The organism is Streptomyces sp. NPDC051180 (assembly GCF_040689545.1).
GTDB lineage: Bacteria > Actinomycetota > Actinomycetes > Streptomycetales > Streptomycetaceae > Streptomyces.
The window spans coordinates 28,282-48,014 of record NZ_JBFBBC010000020.1; the positions used below are offsets into that span (position 1 = coordinate 28,282).

The 19,733-nt window shown below is 72.1% G+C and carries 14 protein-coding genes; 5 read left to right on the forward strand and 9 right to left on the reverse strand.

Going from position 1 to position 19,733, the window contains the following annotated elements:
- Positions 1-91: 91 nt before the first annotated feature.
- The 8 genes from AB0424_RS27735 to AB0424_RS27770 all read right to left on the reverse strand — a co-directional run bounded on the left by AB0424_RS27735 (position 92) and on the right by AB0424_RS27770 (position 9,617).
- Entirely contained in the window at positions 92-463 is a 372-nt protein-coding gene (locus tag AB0424_RS27735; protein ID WP_366309292.1) for a hypothetical protein, read from the reverse strand.
- Positions 464-627: 164 nt separating this feature from the next.
- Positions 628-1,665 (reverse strand): ABC transporter permease, encoded by a 1,038-nt coding sequence (locus tag AB0424_RS27740; protein WP_366309293.1) that lies wholly within the window; start codon positions 1,663-1,665, stop codon positions 628-630.
- A complete protein-coding gene (locus AB0424_RS27745) occupies positions 1,662-3,254 on the reverse strand; it encodes a sugar ABC transporter ATP-binding protein (protein ID WP_366309294.1) in 1,593 nt (530 codons plus the stop codon). The genes AB0424_RS27740 and AB0424_RS27745 overlap by 4 nt, the downstream gene beginning before the upstream one ends.
- Positions 3,255-3,408: 154 nt before the next feature.
- A complete protein-coding gene (locus AB0424_RS27750) occupies positions 3,409-4,455 on the reverse strand; it encodes a substrate-binding domain-containing protein (RefSeq protein WP_366309295.1) in 1,047 nt (348 codons plus the stop codon).
- A gap of 362 nt (positions 4,456-4,817) precedes the next feature.
- On the reverse strand, positions 4,818-6,158 hold the full coding sequence (locus AB0424_RS27755; protein ID WP_366309296.1) for a sugar ABC transporter substrate-binding protein: 1,341 nt from the start codon (positions 6,156-6,158) through the stop codon (positions 4,818-4,820).
- A 121-nt stretch (positions 6,159-6,279) separates the two neighbouring features.
- A complete protein-coding gene (locus tag AB0424_RS27760; RefSeq protein ID WP_366309297.1) occupies positions 6,280-7,263 on the reverse strand; it encodes a carbohydrate ABC transporter permease in 984 nt (327 codons plus the stop codon).
- A gap of 4 nt (positions 7,264-7,267) precedes the next feature.
- Positions 7,268-8,194, reverse strand: coding sequence for a sugar ABC transporter permease (locus tag AB0424_RS27765; RefSeq protein WP_366309298.1), 927 nt, complete (start codon positions 8,192-8,194; stop codon positions 7,268-7,270).
- A 436-nt stretch (positions 8,195-8,630) separates the two neighbouring features.
- Positions 8,631-9,617: a LacI family DNA-binding transcriptional regulator gene (locus AB0424_RS27770; protein ID WP_366309299.1), complete on the reverse strand. Its 987-nt coding sequence runs from the start codon at positions 9,615-9,617 to the stop codon at positions 8,631-8,633.
- A gap of 362 nt (positions 9,618-9,979) precedes the next feature.
- Here AB0424_RS27770 and AB0424_RS27775 point away from each other — a divergent pair, with 362 nt between their 5' ends.
- Positions 9,980-11,416 (forward strand): RICIN domain-containing protein, encoded by a 1,437-nt coding sequence (locus AB0424_RS27775; protein ID WP_366309300.1) that lies wholly within the window; start codon positions 9,980-9,982, stop codon positions 11,414-11,416.
- A gap of 150 nt (positions 11,417-11,566) precedes the next feature.
- Positions 11,567-14,008 carry an RICIN domain-containing protein gene (locus tag AB0424_RS27780; RefSeq protein ID WP_366309301.1) on the forward strand — a complete coding sequence of 814 codons (2,442 nt, stop codon included), beginning with the start codon at positions 11,567-11,569 and terminating at the stop codon, positions 14,006-14,008.
- 71 nt (positions 14,009-14,079) lie between these two features.
- Here the strand turns inward: AB0424_RS27780 and AB0424_RS27785 are convergent, their stop codons facing one another.
- Entirely contained in the window at positions 14,080-15,831 is a 1,752-nt protein-coding gene (locus AB0424_RS27785; RefSeq protein WP_366309302.1) for a beta-galactosidase family protein, read from the reverse strand.
- A gap of 351 nt (positions 15,832-16,182) precedes the next feature.
- Here AB0424_RS27785 and AB0424_RS27790 point away from each other — a divergent pair, with 351 nt between their 5' ends.
- The 3 genes from AB0424_RS27790 to AB0424_RS27800 all read left to right on the forward strand — a co-directional run bounded on the left by AB0424_RS27790 (position 16,183) and on the right by AB0424_RS27800 (position 19,723).
- On the forward strand, positions 16,183-17,271 hold the full coding sequence (locus tag AB0424_RS27790; RefSeq protein WP_366309303.1) for a substrate-binding domain-containing protein: 1,089 nt from the start codon (positions 16,183-16,185) through the stop codon (positions 17,269-17,271).
- A gap of 149 nt (positions 17,272-17,420) precedes the next feature.
- Positions 17,421-18,728 (forward strand): sugar ABC transporter substrate-binding protein, encoded by a 1,308-nt coding sequence (locus tag AB0424_RS27795; RefSeq protein WP_366309304.1) that lies wholly within the window; start codon positions 17,421-17,423, stop codon positions 18,726-18,728.
- 98 nt (positions 18,729-18,826) lie between these two features.
- Entirely contained in the window at positions 18,827-19,723 is an 897-nt protein-coding gene (locus AB0424_RS27800; RefSeq protein ID WP_366309305.1) for a sugar ABC transporter permease, read from the forward strand.
- The last annotated feature ends 10 nt before the right edge of the window (positions 19,724-19,733 follow it).

Here is a 19,733-nt window from a genome sequence, read left to right on the forward strand (position 1 = left end):
GGTGGCGCCGTACGCGATGTTCTCCGCGATGGTGCCGCCGAAGAGCCAGGTGTCCTGGCGCTCCGCGCCCGGCCCGGCGTCGTCCCGCCGCTCAGCGCTCGGTGCGGGCGACGGAGCGGGCCCAGAGGACCAGGGGGACCTGGAGGGGGAGGCGGGCGAACGCCGCGGCCTTCGCGGGGGTGGGGCGGTGCCGCCAGTCGTAGGCCATCTTGACGTTGGCGGGGAAGACGCCGGCGAAGAAGAGGGCGGCGGCCCGGGCGCTGGCCCGGCGGGTGGCGGGGACCGCGAGACCCGCGGCCAGGGCGAGTTCGACGGCACCGCTGGCGGCGGTCCAGGCGCGGGGACTGCCGGGCAGGGACGCGGGGACGATGGCGTCGAACTGCTTCGGGGCGACGAAGTGGGCGACGCCCGCCGACCCGAGAAGGCCGGCGAGCAGCAGGGCGGAACGAGCGGATCGGGCCATGGGGGCGCTCCTTCGGACGGGGCGGACGGCGCGGGCGCGGGGGCGCCGACCGTGTTACCGGGCGGTAAGTATGCCGTACCGGTGCCCTCCGCGGGAGACGGGTTCCCGCGCCGGGACCGCGGTGCCGGAGCCGTGAGGCCGTCCGGCACCGCACCCCGGGGAGGTCAGTGCGGCAGGCCGACGGCGCGTTCGCCGCTGCGGCGCTGCTGGATGACGACCGCGATGACCAGCAGCGCGCCCTGGGCGACGTTCTGCCAGAAGGTGTTGATGCCCTGGACCGTCAGACCGTTCTCCAGGCAGCCGAGGAGCGCCACGGCGAGAAGGGTCCCCCCGATGCCGCCCTTGCCGCCCTTGAGGGCGGCGCCGCCGAGGGCGGCGGCCGTGATGGCCTTGAGTTCGAGGCCCTCGCTGCCGGAGACCGGCTGCCCGGAGCCCGTGCGGGCGGTGAGCAGGATGCCGGCGACGGCGGCGACGGCGCCGATCAGGGTGTACACGCTGATCAGGTACTTGTTGATGCCGATGCCCGCGAGACGGGCGGCGGTGTCGTTGCCGCCGATCGCGTAGAGGTTGCGGCCGATGTCGGTGTACTTGAGGAGCAGGTGCGCGCCGACGGCGACGACGATCAGGATCCAGACCATGACGGGGAGGCCGGCGATCCTGCCGCGCCCGAGGAAGACGAAGACGTCGTCGTTGAGGACGTAGCCCTGCGCGCGTCCGTCGGACAGGAGCTGGGCGAGGCCCTTGTAGGCGGCGAGGCCGGCGAGGGTCGCGATGGTGGGGTTGACGCGTCCGTGGACGATGACGACGCCGTTGAGCGCGCCGACGAGGAGGCCGACACCGACGGCGGCGGCCATGCCGAGGAAGGCGCCCGAGCCGGTGGTGGTGAACACCATGGCGCTGACGACGGACGCCACGCCGACCTGGGAGCCGACGGAGATGTCGAGGCCGCCGCAGATGACGACCACGGTCTGGACGACGGCGAGCAGTCCGGTGATGGTCGCCGCCTCGGCGATCACCTGCATGTTGGAGAGGCTGAGGTAGTGGTCGTTGAGGACGCCGAACAGGACGAGGACGACGAGGAGCGCCCCGACGAGGCTGATGTTCTGACCGCCGACGCCGGCCAGGAGCCGGGGCCGGCGCGAGGCGCCGTCGTCGTCGCCGGAGCCCTTGGAGGTCGGCGCGGGGATGCTGGTGAGGGTCATGACGGGGCTCCAGGGGCGGCGCCGACGATGTCGTCGGCCATGGCGAGTTCGAGGATGGCTTCTTCGGTGGCTTCACCGCGGTCGAGTTCGCCGGTGATCCGGCCGCCCTGCATGACGACGACGCGGTCGGCGAGGCCGAGGAGTTCGGGGAGTTCGGAGGAGATGACGAGCACGGCGACGCCCTCCGCGGCCAGGTCGGCGACGATCCGGTAGATCTCCGCCTTCGCGCCCACGTCGATGCCGCGGGTGGGTTCGTCGAGGATCAGCACCTTCGGTCTGCGGGCGAGCCACCGGGCGAGCACGACCTTCTGCTGGTTGCCGCCCGACAGCTTGCGCACCTCGTGGTCGATCGACGGGGTGCGGACCCGGAGCCGGTCGGCGAACTCCTGGGCGAGCCGGCGTTCCGCGGTGCGGCGCACGAAGCGGAGGCGCCGCAGCCGGTCCAGTACGACGAGGGAGGCGTTCTCCTTGACGGACTGCCGGAGGAACAGGGCCTGCGCCTTGCGTTCCTCGGGCGCCAGGCCGAGTCCGGCGCGGATCGCCTCGCCGGGGCGCCCGGGGCGCAGCCGTACGCCGTCCAGCACGGCGGTACCGGCCCGGACGGGCAGGTCGCCGGCGAGGGCGAGGGCCAGCTCGGAGCGTCCGGCGCCGATCAGGCCCGCCAGGCCGACGACCTCGCCGGCATGGACCCGCAGCGAGACGTCGGTGACGTCGTCGGTGGTGAGCCCCTGGACGTCGAGGACGAGCCGGTCCGTGGCGACCCTCTGCCGTACGAACATGGCGGAGAGGTCGCGGCCCACCATCAGGCGGACGAGCTCGGCCTCGTCGGTGGCGTCGGCGTCCTGGACGCCGACGAGCACGCCGTCGCGCAGGACCGCGATGCGGTCGGCGAGCCGGAAGATCTCCTGCATCCGGTGCGAGACGTAGACGAGGGCGATGCCCTCGTCGCGCAGCCGCCGGATCAGCGCGAACAGTGCGTCGACCTCGTGCTCGGAGAGGGAGGAGGTGGGCTCGTCGAACGCGATGAGGCGGGCGGGGGCGCCGCCCGTCAGCGCGCGCATGATCTCGACCAACTGCCGCTGGGCGGGCGTGAGCCGGGAGCCGAGCAGGTCGGGGTCGAGGACGTGCTCGAAGCCCAGGCGCTTCAGGTCCGCCCTGATCCGGCGGTCGAGTTCGACCCGGTCGAGGAGCCGTCCGCGCTTGCGGGGCAGGGCGCCGGCGTAGACGTTCTCCGCGACCGAGACGTGCGGGACGATCTCGGGCTCCTGCGGGATGATCCGGATGCCGGCGGCCCGGGCGTCGGCCGGCGAGCCGAGCGAGACGGGGACTCCGTCCACGAGCACGTGGCCCTCGGTGGGTTGGTGGTCGCCGGTCAGGATCTTCAGCAGGGTGGACTTCCCCGCGCCGTTCTCGCCCATGAGGGCGGTGACCTGGCCCGGGGGGAAGTCGAGAGTGACGCCGCCGATCGCCCTGACCTCGCCGAAGCGCTTGACGATGCCCGACACACCCGCGGACGGGGGACGGGAGGCCGCGGGCGGCGGGCCGTCGGGGAGGTCCGGAACGGGGTCCGGGTGCGGGGCTTGGGTCATGTCTCGGTTCACCTCGATGACGGGGGTGCGGGAGGCCGGGGGCCGGGGCGGGGGTGGGCCCGACGCGCCGGGCGGCGGGGGCTCGGGGGGCCGACGCGTCGGGGGCCTGGGTCACCGGCCGGCGGGTGCTTCTGCGGCCGCCGGCCGGGAGCGCTCAGCCGCAGGTGACTCCCGCGGTCTTCCACGAGGCCCGGTCGACCATGGTGGTCGGGGCGAACGCCTCGGCGGGGAAGTCCTTGCCGTTCCTGAGCTTGTCGTACATGGTCTGGACGGCCAGGGCGCCGACGTCCCTGCCGTTGATGAAGAGCGCGGCCTTCATGCCGGTCGGCTTGTCCGCCTGCCACTCCTTGCAGGCCAGGTAGGCGCCCAGACCCACGCCGATGACGTCGGCGGGCTCGACTCCGGCGTTGGCCAGCGCGGTGACGCCGCCCATCACGTTCTCGTCGTTGCAGCCCCAGATCACCCAGTGCTTCACACCCGCGTGGGCGGTGACGGTGGCGGCGATCTTGTCCTGGGCGCCGGTGGGGGTGTTGTCGGTGGGGACGTCGAGGGTCTTCACCCCAGGAACGGCCGCGTCGAACGCCTTCTTCGCGGCGGCGACCCGGTCGCCGCAGACCGTCACGTCCTGCTTCCAGGCCGAGACGACACGGGTGTCGGCGGCGGTCCAGCCCGCCTTCCGGTACTCGGCGGCCGCCCGCCTGCCGACCTCCTCGCCCATCTGGGCGCCGCTGAAGCCGATCCGCGGCACCAGGTCGGCCTTGCCGCAGGCGGCCGGGTCGGGGCCGGTGGTGCAGATCTGGTCGTCGGAGGTCAGGAGCGCGACCCCGCCGTCCTTGGCGGTCCGGACGACCTGCGGGCCGACGGCCGGGTCGGGGACGACGATGATGACGCCGTTCGCCTTCTGCGCGATCGCCGACTGCACCTCGCTGACGGTCTTGTTGGCGTCGTTGCCCAGGTTCACGACCTTGAGGTCGATGCCGAGCTCCGTGGCCTTCACCTCGGCGCCGGCGGCCTCGCCGATGAAGTACTCCTGGTCGCCCTGCTTCTGCAGGTACGTGATCGAGATCTTTCCGTCGACCTCGGCGACCCGGTCGCCGCCGGCGTCCGACGTCTTCCCCGACGAGCAGGCGGCCGTGCTCAGGCCGAGCGAGAGGAGAAGGCCCGTGGCGACGGCCACGCGGTGAGAGGGGGAACGGAACATCGGGGGCTCCTTAGTGCGGGCGACGACCGCTCCGTGCGGCGTGCGGGTCGTGCGGGTCGTGCGGGGGCGGAGGAGGGAGCGGCCGCGGGGCACGAGGGCCCCGCCGGAGCATCACAATCCCTCGAAATCAAACAGATTCAAACGCGCAACACCATGACACCGCCCCGCGAACCGAGCCGTCAACCCCCGCGCCGAGTCGAGATGCGTCCGTGATCCGAACCGATGGGACACCAACACCCCTATCTAGAGGGACAGTTGTTGACTGTCATGCCCATGTCATTCTTAAAGAGGAGATCTCACAGAAATACACATCCCATGATGCCGACCGCCCCTCCCGCGGGGCGGCCGGCATCACGTCGCCGCTACTCGTCGACCGTGAAGCCCTGGTCCTTCCCGTACTTCACGCCGGCCTCCTGCCACGCCTTCAGGCCGTCGGCGAGCCTCGTCGACGAGACGTACGCCTTGCCGACGGTGTCGTTGAAGACCGAGTTCGCGTAGACCTGGTAGGGGAGGTAGGACCAGTCGGCCCCGACGTTCCGGGCCGACTCGGCGAAGATCCGGTTGGCCTTCTGGCCGCCGAAGTACGGGAAGGGGGCGTCGAGGAACGCCGTCGACTCCAGGTCGGCACGGGTGGCCGGGAAGGCGCCCTCGGCGACACGGGAGCTCGCCCCGGCGCCGGTGGTGGCGAACTCGGCGAAGGCGTAAGCCAGTTCCTTGTTCGTCGCGGCCTTCGGCACGGCCAGCGAGCTGCCGCCGTTCTCGGCGCTCGCCGTGTCGCCCTTCGTCCACTGCGGCAGCGGGGCGACCCGCCAGTCCCCGGAGGCGGAGGCGACGCCGGAGGTGAGGTTCGCCGGCATCCAGGCGCCGATGGAGAGGGTGGCGATCGAACCGTCCGCCAGGCCCTTGTACCAGGCGTCGCTCCAGGAGCTGATCGGCGCGACCAGCTTCTCGTCGAGGAGCTTCTGCCAGGTCGCCGTGTACGTCTTCGTGCCCTCGTCGTCGAAGTTCAGGGTGACGTGGGTGCCTTGCGTCTTGTACGGCCGCCCGCCGGCCTGCCAGATGAGACTGGTCGTGGCACCGGCGTCACCGGTGTCGTTGGTGATGAAGATCTTGGGGTCGGCCTTGTGAAGGGCGCGGGCGGCCTCCACGTACTCGTCCCAGGTCGTCGGCACCGTGATCCCGTGCTTGTCGAAGACCTTCTTGTTGTAGAAGAAGGCCATCGGGCCCGAGTCCATGGGCAGGGCGTAGACCGCCTGGTCCTGCGTGACCGCGTTCCACGGGCCGGGGGTGAAGCCGGTGCCGTACTTCCGGGCACCGTAGGCCGACAGGTCCTCGACGGACTTGCCGATGGCGAACTGGCCGAGGGCGTAGTACTCCACCTGCGCCACGTCGGGAGCGCCGGAGCCGGCCGCGATGGCGTTCTGCAGGGCCGTGTACTGCTTGTCGCCGGTACCGGCGTTGACCAGCTCGACGTCGACCTTCGGGTACTTCTTCTCGAAGTCCTCCGCGACCTTCTTGAGCGTGGGCTCCCAGGCCCACACCGTCACCTTGCCGCCCTTCTCCAGTGCGGCCCGGTAGTCCTTCGGGCCGCTGTCGGCCGCGCTGCCGTCCGAGGCGCCGGAACCGCAGGCCGTGGCGGTCAGGGCGAGCGTGGAGACCACGGCGAGGGCGCCGAGGAGTCTGCGGGAGGGGTGCGTTCTCATGGACTGTGCTCCTGGTCGGTGGTGCGGGTGGGAAGGAAGCGGAGGGCCGTGCGGGTGGGAGGGAGAGGGGGCCGTGCGGGCGGGAAGGCCGGCGAGTGGGGGCGGGAAGGTCCGTGCGGCGTCATTCCTTGACGCTGCCGGCGGCCAGGCCGGACTGCCAGAACCGCTGGAGGAGCAGGAAGACGGCGACGATCGGCACGATCGTCAGCAGGGAGCCGGTGATGATCAGGTCGAAGACGGCCTCGCCGCCGGCCGTCTGCGCCTGGGCGTTCCAGGCGTTGAGGCCGAGGGTCAGCGGGTACCAGTCGGGGTCCTTGATCATGATCAGCGGCAGGAAGTAGTTGTTCCAGGTCGCGACCATCGAGAAGAGCAGGACCGTGACGGTGCCCGGCATCAGGAGCGGCAGCGCGATGGTGAAGAAGGTGCGCAGCTCGCCCGAGCCGTCGATGCGCGCCGCCTCCAGGAGTTCGGTGGGAACGGCCTCGGCGGCGAAGACCCACATGAGGTAGAGCCCGAAGGGGGAGATGAGGGACGGGATGATCACGGCCCACGGGGTGTTGGTCAGCCCCATGCTGCTGAACATCAGGAAGGTGGGGACGGCGAGCGCGGTGCCGGGTACGGCCACGGCTCCCAGGACGACCGCGAAGACGGCCCGGCGGCCGGGGAAGTCGAACTTGGCGAGCGCGTAGCCGCCGAGGACGGCGAGGACCGTGGCACCGCCCGCGCCGGCGGCGACGTACAGCAGGGTGTTGAGCAGCCAGCGGAGGAAGACGCCGTCGTCGTAGGCGAGGGTGCGGGAGATGTTGTCCCAGAAGTGCGTGTCGTCGGCGAACCCGAGCCCGAAGGAGTCGAGCAGCCCGTTCTTGTCCTTGGTGGAGTTGACCACCAGCCAGGCGAGCGGGAGCAGGGTGTAGACGAGGACCAGGCCGGTCACGAGGGTCAGCGGGATGCTGGGGCGCGGGTGGAGCGGGGTGTGCGGGCGACGCCGGGCGCGACGCCTCGCGGCGGCGGCGCGGCGGGCGCCGGTGCTCGGGCCGGCCGTCGAGTCGCCGCGGGCCGGGTCGGAGACCTCGGTCGCCGCCGTGGTGGGGAGGGAGGTGGTCATCGGCTCAGCCCTTCCGCATGCCGCGCAGCTGGACCGTGTACGCGATGATCGCGGTGATCACGCCCATCACGATCGCCACCGTCGCCGCGTAGTTGTGCTGCTGTCCCGAGAAGGAGAGCGAGTAGGTGTAGAGGTTGGGGGTGAAGTCGCTGGTGAGCGCGTTGGGGGCGAGTTTCTGCAGGATGCTCGGCTCGTTGAAGAGCTGGAAGCTGCCGATGACGGAGAAGATCGTGGCGATCACCAGGGCGCCGCGGATCGCCGGCAGTTTGACCGAGCGCACGACCCGCCACTCCCCCGCGCCGTCGATGGCCGCGGCCTCGTAGAGCGAGCGGGGCACGACCTTGAGCGCGGAGTAGAAGATCAGCATGTTGTAGCCGACGAACTCCCAGGTCACGATGTTGCCTATGGAGGCGAGGACCAGCGAGGGGGAGAGCGGGTCGGGCAGGGTCACCCCCAGGGCGTCGTCGACGTTGCCGACGAGGCCGAACTGCGTGCCGTACATGAAGCCCCAGATCAGGCTGGCGACGACGGCGGGCACGGCGTACGGGAGGAAGACGGAGACGCGGAAGAAGGCCGTGCCGTAGAGCCGCCCGCTGTCGAGGGCGAGGGCGACGAGGAGCGCGATCCCGAGCATCACCGGCACCTGGACCAGCAGGAAGAGGCCGACGCGGGTCAGCCCCTCCCAGAAGTTCGGGTCGGTGAGCGCGTCGCCGTAGTTGTCGAGGCCGACGAAGGAGGTGCCGCCGACGAGCCGGTCCCTGTAGAGGCTCAGGTAGAGCGCGTATCCGATCGGCGCGAGGAAGACGAGGCCGAAGACCGCGACGAACGGGCCGGCGAAGCCCCAGCCCACCAGGGCCTCCTTGCGGAGGCGGAAACGGGCTCGTCGGCGGGGCGGTGGGACCGCCTGCGCTGACGTCGACAGGAGCGTCATGGTGGTTCCTTGCGTCGGTGACCGACCGGTCGGGAACGGAGCGGTGGAGACGGAGGCTCGGGCCCGGTGGGCCGGAGGAAGTCCGAACCGATGGGGAAATGTTTACGTAATCATCGGTGGCTCGATGGTTGCACCCCCCTCAGAGGGGCGTCAAGCACGAGGACGTCGCTATCGAGTGGGACCTAAGGGACGATCCGGGACGAGGAGTCCATGGGCTGCGCGGCGATGCCGGCCGTGGTGTACGACCGTCCCGGAGTCGCGGGACGGGAGGCGTCTACACACCCGCCTCCGGGGCGGGTCGTGCGTCAAGGTGCGCCCGTGGCAGGGCCGTTCGGGCCCCCGCGTGCTCGGGCGCGGCGGGGAACCACAGGTGGGAGGGCATGCGCGAGCCGGGGCGTCCGGTGGCGACGAGGGAGTCCGCTGCGCCTGGGAGGCGTCAGAGCGCGGGCGGCGGCGCCGTGCTCGCGCGCACCACGAGGGTGGGCTCGACGGCGAGGCGCCGGGCTCCGTCGCCCCGGCGCTCGATCTGTTCGAGGAGCAGGGTCACGCAGTGCCTGCCGACCACGTCGAAGTCCTGGTGGACGGAGGTCAACGGCGGTTCGAAGTACGGGGCCTCGGGGACGTCGTCGAACCCCGCCACGCTGATCTCGCCGGGCACGGACCGCCCCGCCTCGTGCATCGCCCGCAGGACACCGAGCGCCATCTGGTCGTTCGCGGCGAAGACCGCGGTGACGTCGGGGGTCTGGGCGAGCGTCCGGCCCGCCAGACAGCCCGACTCGGCGGTCCAGTCGCCGTACAGCACGGGCCGCACCGGGGCGCCGGCCGCGACGAGCGTGCGCTCCCACGCCTCGGCCCTCCGCCGGGCGGCGAAGGAGTCCCGCGGGCCGCTGACGTGGTGGACGGTCCGGTGACCGAGCTCCAGCAGGTGGCTGACCACGCTGCGGGTGCCGCGGGCCTGGTCGAAGTCGACGTTCGCGTACTGGTGCCCGGTGTCGCCGTCGGCGACGACCACCGGCATCGTGGGCGGCAGGTGCAGCGACGGGGTGTCGAGCATCTGCGACTCGATGAGCACGATGCCGTCGACGGACTGCAGCATGAGGTGGCGGAACGCCTGCCGCACGGCCGCCTCGGTCTGGGCGCGGACGCCCATGAAGTTGACCGAGAACCCGGCCTCGCGCGCCGCGTCCGCGATGGCTCCGAGGGTGCGGGCGTTGCCGTGGGCCCCGACGTCGAAGCTGACGACGCCGATCGCGCCGAACTTGCCGGTGACCAGCGCTCGCGCCGCCGCGTTGGGGCGGTAGCCCAGCTCCTGCATCGCCGCCAGGACCTTCGCCCGGGTCGTCTCGTCGACGTTGTCGTGGTTGTTCGCCACGCGCGAGACGGTCTGGGAGGAGACGCCGGCCCTCGCCGCGACCTCCGCCATGGAGGGCCACTTCCGGGGCGGTCGCGAACGGGGCGTCCTCGTTGCCTTGTCCGCCACGTCGACCGTTCCTTCCCCGGGGGTTCGGGGGTGTGCGCGCCACCCCCACCGATTCATGTTGGCGCAAACAGGATCGGCGGTCAAAACCTCGACCGCTTTCGTCCGACTCCTTGACAGGGTCCCACGCCCCTCCCAGACTTCCGGCTACATCGTGTTTACGAAAACATTACGTGATCACGATCTCTCCACGGCCTCGACGGCCGGTCCCCCACCCCAGGCGCACGCACCGCTCCGTCCCCCGGAGCGGTCCCTGCCGCGCTGCCCGCGGCGCGCCCGGTCCGACGCACACCACGAGGTATCGCGCCATGCGACTCAAGCTCTCCGGGACGGCGGCATTCCTCTGCGCCCTCCTCCTGTCCCTCGTCTCCGCCGTGGGCACCGCCCACGCGGCACCCGCCACCATCGAGAACGGCACCCGGTTCGCCGATCCGGCCGGCAACCCCGTCCACGCCCACGGCGGCGGCGTGATCAAGGTCGGCCAGTACTACTACTGGTTCGGCGAGAACCGGAACACCGACAACACCTTCCGGTACGTCTCCGCCTACCGGTCCACCGACCTGAAGACCTGGGAGTTCCGCAACCACGTCCTCACCCAGGCGACCGACCCGGAGCTCGACCGGGCGAACATCGAGCGCCCCAAGGTCGTCCACAACAGCGCCACCGGGCAGTTCGTCATGTGGATGCACAAGGAGAACGGCTCCGACTACGGCGAGGCGCGTGCCGCCGTCGCCGTCTCGTCCACGGTGGACGGCGACTACACGTGGCGCGGCAGCTTCCGTCCGCTGGGCCACATGTCCCGTGACATCACCACGTTCGTCGACACCGACGGCACCGGCTACATGATCTCCGCCGCCAACGAGAACGCCGACCTGCACGTCTACCGGCTCACCGCCGACTACACCGGCATCGACGCCCAGGTGCAGAAGCTGTGGCCCGGCCAGTGGCGTGAGGCGCCCGCCCTGTTCAAGCGGAACGGCGTGTACTTCCTGCTGACCTCCGGCGCCACCGGCTGGGCCCCCAACCAGCAGAAGTACGCCACCGCCTCCAGCGTCACCGGTGCGTGGACCGACCTGAAGGACGTCGGGGACGGCACGACCTACCGCAGCCAGACCGCCTACGTCCTGCCGGTCCAGGGCACCAAGGGCACCGGCTACCTCTACATGGGCGACCGCTGGGGCAACGCCACGGGCGGCAACGTCAACGACTCCGCGTACGTCTGGCTGCCGCTGACCTTCCCCACCAGCACGACCATGACGATGGCCTACTCCCCGCAGATCACCGTCGACACCGCCACCGGCACCGTCGGCGGCATGAACGTGGCCTGGGAGACGCTGACCGCCCGCAACAGCGGCAAGTGCGCCGACGTGGCGAACTTCGACACCTCCGCCGGCGCGCAGCTGGTCCAGTGGGGCTGCGGCAGCGGGGTGAACCAGAACTTCTGGATCAGGAAGCTGGGCACCGGATACGTCCAGATCATGGCCCGGCACAGCGGGAAGTGCCTGGCCGTCGCCGGCGCCTCGGCGGCCGACGGCGCCCTCGTCGTGCAGAACGCCTGTGACGGATCGGCCTCCCAGCAGTGGCAGGTCCGGGCGACCGACGTCACCGGCCACGTGCAGCTCGTCGCCCGCAACAGCGGCAAGTGCCTCGACGTGGTCAACCAGTCGACGGCCGACGGAACCGCCCTGGAGCAGTGGACCTGCAACACGGGCGACAACCAGAAGTGGCGGCGCGCGGCGGCCTGACCGCCCCCGTCCCGCCACCTGACCGGCGCGGGGCGGCCACCCGCCCGCGGCCGCCCCGCATCGGCCATGTCCACCCGCGCCTCCCGGCTCCGGCCGGACGCGAGGCGGCGGGCACCGGTCCACCCCCATCCCCCACCGAAGGAGCAGGTCGTGTCTCCCACCCTCGCCCGGCCGACGCCGGCCCGGCCCCGGCTCTCCCGGCGCCTCGCCGCCCTCGGCGCCACCACCGTCCTCGCCACGACGGCCCTCGCCTCCGTCGGCCCCGGCTCCCCTGCGGCGAGCGCCGCGGAGACCCCGGCCGCGGCGCTCACCGTCCGCCTCGACCCCGGTTACCAGCAGCCGGCGTTCCAGGGCTGGGGCACCGCCCTCGCCTGGTTCGCCCACGTCACCGGGGGCTGGCCCGACGCCCAGCGCGACGCGCTCGCGGACGCCCTCTACGGCGCCGACGGCCTCGGCTTCACCATCGCCCGGTACAACATCGGCGGCGGCGACAGCCCCGAGACCACCCCGTACATGCGGCCCGGCGGCGCGGTCCCCGGCTACTGGAACCGGCCCGGCCCGGAGGCCCCCGACTGGTGGGACCCGAACCGCGCCGACCACTGGAACCCCACGGCCGACGCCAACCAGCGCTGGTGGCTCACGGCCGCCAAGGCCCGGGGGGCCACGACGTTCGAGGCGTTCTCCAACTCGGCCCCGTACTTCATGACCCGCAGCGGCCTCGTCTCCGGGGCGGTCGACGGCCGCCAGGACAACCTCCGCTCCGACCAGTACGACCGGTTCGCCGCCTACCTCGCCGGCTCGCTCCAGCGGGCGCAGTCCGCCACCGGCGTCACCTTCGACTCCCTCTCCCCCGTCAACGAGCCGAACACCGACTACTGGCACGCGGGCGGCCGCCAGGAAGGCTCGCACTGGGACCCGGCCTCCCAGGCCCGCATGATCACGACGCTGCGCGCCGCTCTCGACGCGAAGGGCGTACGCACCCCGATCGCCGCCATGGACGAGACGAACCCCGGCACGTTCCGCGCGGACTGGGAGTCGTACGCTCCCGCCGTCCGCGACGCCGTGGGCCGGCTCAACACCCACACCTACGGGACGAACGGCCGTACCGGCGTGCGGGACATCGCCAAGGGCGAGGCCACCCCGCTGTGGATGTCCGAGGTCGACCTCGGCGGCAGCGTCGCCCAGAGTTTCACCGACATGAGCCCCGCCCTCGACCTCGCCCGGCGCATCAACGACGACATCCGGGAGCTGGAACCGCGCGCCTGGGTGCTGTGGCAGGCCGTCGAGGACTACGAGAACATGACCCCGGGCCGGGAGAACTCCAACTGGGGCCTCATCCAGACCGACTTCACCCCCGCCGACGCCGCCACCGAACCCCTGCGAAAGAACAAGAAGTTCTGGGCGATGGCGCACTACAGCCGCTTCGTCCGCCCGGGCGCGCGCGTGCTGAACACCGACGATCCGCAGACCCTGGCGGCCGTGCGGCCCGGCGGCGGGGTGGTCGTCGTCCACACCAACCCGACCGGCGAGGAGCGCGAGGTCACGCTGAACCTCGACGGCTTCGGCACGGTGACGAACGGCGCCGTCGAACGGTGGACCACCGACGGGACGAAGAACCTCCGGCGCGAGACGGACGCGGCCGTGAGCGGCCGGACGTTCACGGCGACCGTCGGCCCCGGCTCCGTCACCACGTTCGTCCTGCCCACCGTCGGCGGCGTGAACACGGCGGCGGCCACCGCGCCCACCGGCGCCCCGCGCCAACTGCGCAGCGACAACGGCGGCAAGGCACTGGCCGTGGCCACCGTCGGCGGCAGGACCACCGTCGTCCAGCGCACCTCAGCCCCGGCGGACACCGCGCAGCAGTGGACCTTCACCAAGATGTCCGCCGGCGACTGGGGCAACACCGCCGCGTACCGCATCACCAGCGTCAGGACCGGCAAGGCGCTGGCCGTCTCCGCCGGAGCGCTCGCCTTCGCCTCGCCCGGCTCCTCCACCTCCCAGCAGTGGATCCGGTCGACCACCGGCGACGGCCACGCCACCCTGGTCAACGTCGCCACCGGCAGGCTCCTCGACGTCACCGGCGCCTCGACCGCCGACGGGGCGCCCGTCGGGGTCCACCCCCCGACGACCGGCCCCAACCAGTCCTGGACCTTCCCGAGCACGGCGCCGGACGTCTGGAAGCCCCTCGTCCTCCGGCACAGCGGCGCCTGCCTCGACGTCAGCGGCGCGGGCCTCGGCGACGGCGCGGCGGTCGTCCCGTACGGCTGCAACGGCGGGACCAACCAGCAGTGGTCGCTGCGCCCCGCCTCCGACGGGTACGTGTCCGTCGTCGCCCGGCACAGCGGCAAGTGCCTCGACGTGAGCAACCTGTCCACGGCCGACAGCGCCGAGATCTTCCAGTTCTCCTGCAACGCGGGCCGCAACCAGGAGTGGGCCGTCCGCGACGCGGGCGACGGCCGGTTCACGCTGACGGCCCGGCACAGCGCCAAGTGCCTGACGGTGTCGGGCTCCTCCGCGGCGGACGGCGCGGCCGCGGTCCAGCGGAGCTGCGACGGCTCCGCCGCCCAGCAGCTGGGTCCGTCCGTCCCGTAGGGGGCACCCGGAGGGCCGGGTCCGATCGGAGGATCGGGCCCGGTCCTCACGCCTGCCTCGCGGGAGGGCCGCTACTCCTCGGTGGGGCCCAGGTCGGCCGTGGCGCGGAGCTCGACCGTGCGGGCCCGGTGGGCGGCGTGCAGCTCCAGGACGACGATCTCGTTGGTGCCGGCGCGCAGCACCGGCCCCGGGACGTACAGGGAGCGCTGCGGACCGCGCGACCAGTACCGGCCGAGGGCGAAGCCGTTGATCCAGGCGTTGCCCTTGGTGAAGCCGTCGAGGTGGAGGAAGGTGTCGGCGGGCCCGGCGACCTCGAAGGCGCCCCGGTGGAAGGCGGGCCCGACGGGTGTCGTCACGCCGGGTGCGAAGGAGAGGCCCCCCAGGTCGGTCATGGGCAGCGGCCGGCTGGTCCAGCCCGCGAGTTCGGCGCCGTCGAGGAGGACCTCGCCGAGCAGGCCCTTGCGGTCGTGGATGCCCTGGCCGTAGTTCACCCGGCCCTGGTTCTCGACGAGGACGGTGAGGGTGCTGCCGGCCCTGGGGGCCGTGAGGGCGAGGACGTGCTCGTGGCTCTCGCGCTCCAGGACGCCGGCGGGCACGCCGTCGACGAAGACCTGCGCGCGGTCGCGGACGTGCTCGATCTCCAGGAGGGCCGGGCCCTTCAGGGGCAGGGTCGTCTCGTAGAGGACGAAGCCGAAGTCCTGCTCCAGCTCCTCCATGGTCAGCGGCCGGCGTGCCTCGACGGCGGTGCCGAACACCGCCGCGTGCGCCAGCAGGCCGGCGGTCTCGGTGAGCCGCACGGTCCGGGGGGCGAGCTTGGGGCCGGGCTCCGGTACGGGGCCGTCGGGCACCGGGGCGTGGCGGGCGATCACGTCGCGGAAGGCGTCGAACTTGGCCGTCGGGTCGCCGGCCTCGTCGAGTGGGGCGCCGTAGTCGTAGGACGTGACGGTGGGGCGGTAGGTGTGCTTGTCGTTGGCGCCGTTGGTGAAGCCGAAGTTGGTGCCGCCGTGGAACATGTAGAAGTTCACGGAGGCGCCGGTGGAGAGGAGCTCGTCCAGCTCGCGCGCCGCGTGGCCGGGGTCGCGCACGACGTGGTGGGCGCCCCAGCGGTCGAACCAGCCGATCCAGAACTCGGTGCACATCAGCGGCCCCTTCGGCTGCGCCTCCCGGAGCGCGGCCAGGCCCTGCGCCGCGCGGCTGCCGAAGTTGGCCGTGGCGAGGACGCCGGGCAGGGCGCCCCGCTCCAGGTCCGCCGGCTGGTCGCAGGTGAAGAGGGGGACGTCGACCCCGGCGCGGCGCAGTGAGGCCGCCAGGTGTTCCAGGTACTCCGTGTCGTCGCCGTACGCTCCGTACTCGTTCTCCACCTGCACGGCGAGGACGGGGCCGCCCCGCGTGGCGAGGCGGGGCAGCAGCGGCGAGAGCAGCCGGGTGAAGTAGTCGTCGACCGCGGCGAGGAACCCGGGGTCGCGCGAGCGCAGTCTCATGTCGGGGTCGGCGAGCAGCCAGGAGGGGATGCCGCCGCCCTCCCACTCGGCGCAGATGTACGGTCCCGGCCGCAGGAGGACGTGCAGTCCCTCGGCCGCGGCGAGGTCGAGGAAGCGGGGCAGGTCGAGGCCGCCGTCGAGGGTGAAGCCGTCGGGCCGCGGCTGGTGCAGGTTCCACGGGACGTACGTCTCGACGGTGTTGAGGCCCATGAGCCGTGCCTTGCGCAGCCGGTCCGCCCACTGCTCGGGGTGGACCCGGAAGTAGTGCAGCCCGCCGGACAGGACCCGGAACGGTTCGCCGTCGAGGGTGAAGCCGCCGTCGTCGATCTGGAGAAGAGGCATGTACGGGTGCTCCTGTGCTGGGGAGACGCGCTGTCGCGGTGGGAAGAAGGACCTGACCCCTCCCATGTTTGCGTGAACATCACACTCGTGGCAAGCCTGCGCCGACCACGATCCGAGACGGGGCGAACTCGCAGGCCACACACACGGCGAGGCCCTCGCGGCGCTGCACGCCTCGCCGCGCGTGTTTACGCTCTCACCAGCGAGAAGACCTGCGCGGCCCCGTACGGCCCGGCGAACCCCATGGGGCCCTGGCCGCGCCGGCCGACCACCCGACGCGCCGATGCTTCGTTGATACCTTTCGTTTGTCGAGTGAAAGCAAACGGCTTCACTCAGGACGAGAAGAGTGGTCAGGTGCTGACGGAAGAGCGGCGTGAGGCGATCCTGCGCATGGTGGAGCGCCGGGGGACGGTCACGGTCAAGGACGTGGCGGCGGAGCTCGACGTCTCGGCGGTGACGGTCCGGCAGGACGTGCGGGACCTCGCCAGCCGCGGGCTCGTCGTACGGGTGCACGGGGGTGCGATGTCCCCCTCCGCGGCCGAACAGGCGGCGACCCCGGGGGCGACGGGACGGCCCGAACCGCGCCGGGAGTGCGTGCTCGGCCTGGTGGTCCCACCGGGCGACTACTACTACCCCGAGATCATCCGGGGCGTGCAGGACGCGGCGCGCACGCACGGGGTCCGCATCGTCCTCGCCGTGTCCGGCGAGACGCTGGCGGAGAACCGGGAGCAGGCACGACGGCTGGTGGCGGCGGGGGCCGACGGCCTGCTGCTGATGCCTCGGGCGGGCCTCGAACCGGCCGAGGAGGCAGAGCAGTGGCCGGCGGGGCTGGGCGTGCCGGTCGTCCTGGTGGACCGCAGGACCGGGGGGCGGGCGGACCGACTGGAGCAGGTCGCGTCCGACCACGCCCACGGAGCGGGCCTCGCGGTCCGGCACCTGGCGGGCCTCGGACACGCGCGGATCGCCCTGGCGGCCCGGACGGAGAGCCCCAACACCCCCCTGATCAGGGAGGGGTACGCGGCGGCCTGCCGGGACCTGGGGATCGAGCCGGGGCCGGAGTACCGCATCGGGACCGCGGAGGGGCCCGCGTCCGCCGACTGGTTCGACGACCTCGTCCGGGCGGTGGAGGCGGGTGACGTGCGGGCGGCGCTGGTCCACAACGACCTCGACGCGGTGACACTGGTCGGCCTGCTGCAGGCGCGCGGGCTGAGCGTTCCCGAGGACCTCGCGGTCGTGACGTACGACGACGAGGTCGCCGAGCTGAGCGATGTGCCGCTGACGGCCGTGGCTCCGCCCAAGCGGGCGGTCGGGACATGGGCGGTGGAGCTGATGCGCCGCCGGCTCGCCGAGCCGGACGCCCCTCTGGCGGAGCTGCTGCTCCGCCCCGAGCTGCGGGTGCGGGCCTCCAGCGGGGATTCCGCCGCGTCCGGCGACCGCGCGTAGGGCGTGGCGGGGGCGGGAGGGGAGGGAGAGGAGCGCCACCTCACATCATTTGCTTTCGTTTCGAATCGAATGAAACGAAAAGCATTGACGAAGCATGCTGCCTATCGAATGATTCCGTTCAACACTCCAGCGAACGATCGGTGTCCTTCATGCTTCGCAGAACCACGGCCGCCCTGGCCTGCTCCGCCGCCGCCCTCTCCCTCCTGGTCACCGGCTGCGGAGGGACCGGCCAGGACGCCGCCCCGGCCGCGGGGAAGACCGGGAAGGTCACCTTCTGGTCCTTCCTCAAGGGGTCGGACCACGTGGCGGAAGCCTTCAACCGGAGCCACCCCGACATCGAGGTGACCTTCGAGACCGTCCCGTCGGGCCAGGAGTACTACTCCAAGCTCACCAACGCCGTGAAGGCCGGCACGGCGCCGGACGTCGCGGTCGTCGAGTACCCGCACCTGCCGGAGTTCGCCGCGCAGGGCAAGCTGGAGGACCTGAGCGGAACGCTCGGCCCGGTCGTCTCCCAGCGGTTCCCCGAGGCGGTCCGCCAGCTCGTCGACCTCGGCGGCCGGACCTGGGCCGTGCCCCGCGACGCCGCCCCGCTGACCCTGATGTACCGCAAGGACTTCTTCGCCCGGCACGGGATCGCCGTCCCCACCACGTGGGGTGCCTACCGCACGATGACCGAGCAGGTGCGGAAGGCCGACCCGGACGCGCGCGGCGGAGTCCTCTACACCGACAACCCCGGGCTCCTGACCGCGCTCGCCTGGCAGGCCGGCGGACGGTGGTTCGACACCGGGCAGGACTCCTGGAAGGTCACCCTCGACGACGCCCCGTCACGGAAGGCCGCCGCCTTTTGGGGCGACCTCGCCCGCGAGGACCTCGTCCGCTCGCTGAGCTCGCTCGACCCGTTCTGGACGAGCGTGCAGAAGAACCGGACCGTCGCCTACGTCTGCGCCAGCTGGTGCGCGGGAGCGCACCAGGCGACCGTCCCCGACCAGAAGGGCAAGTGGGCCGTCGCCCCGGTGCCCACCTGGGACGGCAAGCCGGCCTCGGCCATGTACGGCGGCTCGTCCTTCGTCGTCCCGAAGGGGTCCCGGAACAGCGCCGCCGCCGCCGAGTTCATCACGTGGATCACCACCGACCCCGAGGGCATGAAGGCATGGGTGTCCTCCGGCACCAGCAGCATGTTCCCGGCCGACCCGTCGCTCGTTCCCGTCACCAAGGCGGCGTTCGCCACGGACTACTACGCCGGCCAGGACGTCTACGCCGTCGGCGCGGCCTCGTACGCGGCGATCCGCCCGGGCTGGACGTGGGGCCCGGTGACGGGGGCGACCGCCACCGCCATCGTCGACGAGCTCCCCAAGGTCGCCGACGGCACGGCGTCCCTCCCGGCGGTGCTGTCGCTCGCCGAGCGGACCACCGTCGCCCAGATGCGGCAGCGCGGCATGAAGGTCACCGCCCCGTAGGAGCCGGGACCCCGACGGGTGCCAACCGCCGCCCGCGACGGCGGGGCACCCTCCCCGGACCCGAGTCCGCTCCCCCGCCCCACCCCCGAAAGGCCGTCATGGCAAGCCCCTCCACCCGCGGGCAGCGCGGGACCGCCGTCCTGCTCCTGGCCCCCTTCCTCTGTCTGTTCACGGCCGTCACCCTCGCTCCGATGCTGTACTCGGCCTGGCTGAGCCTGTTCACCACCCGCACGTCCGGTCTCGGGTTCGGCGGCACGGAGAGCGTCTTCGCCGGAGGGGACAACTACCTGCGGGCCCTGTCGGACCCGGAGTTCCGCGACGGCTTCCTCGTCATCGCCGCGTACTGCGCGGTCTACATCCCCGTCATGATCGGCGGGGCGCTCGCCCTCGCCCTGCTGCTCGACAGCGGCCTGGCCAGGGCCCGGTCCTTCTTCCAGCTGGCGCTGTTCCTGCCCCACGCCGTCCCCGGCCTGATCGCGGCGCTGATCTGGGTGTACCTCTACACTCCCGGTCTGAGCCCGGTGATCGACCTGCTGGAGTCCGGCGGGATGGGCGTCAGCTTCCTGTCGGCCGACAACGCCGTCCTCTCCACCGCCAACATCGCCGTGTGGGAGTGGACCGGCTACAACATGGTGATCTTCTACGCGGCCCTGCAGGCCGTGCCCCGGGAGACGCTCGACGCCGCACGGGTCGACGGCGCCGGAGCCGTACGGACCGCGCTGTCGATCAAGGTTCCGATGATCCGGCCGGCGGTGGCGCTCGCCGTCCTGTTCACCGTCATCGGCTCGATCCAGCTCTTCACCGAGCCCAAGGTCATCTACAACGCGTCCAGCGCCATCGGCAGCAGCTGGACCCCCAACATGTACGTCCAGACCGCCGCCTTCCAGAACGACGACTTCGGCCTCGCCGCGGCCGCCTCGCTGCTGATCGCGCTGTTCGCCGCGGTGCTGTCGTTCGCCGTCACCCGTATCTCACGCCGCGGGAGCACCTCTTGACCCCCACCTC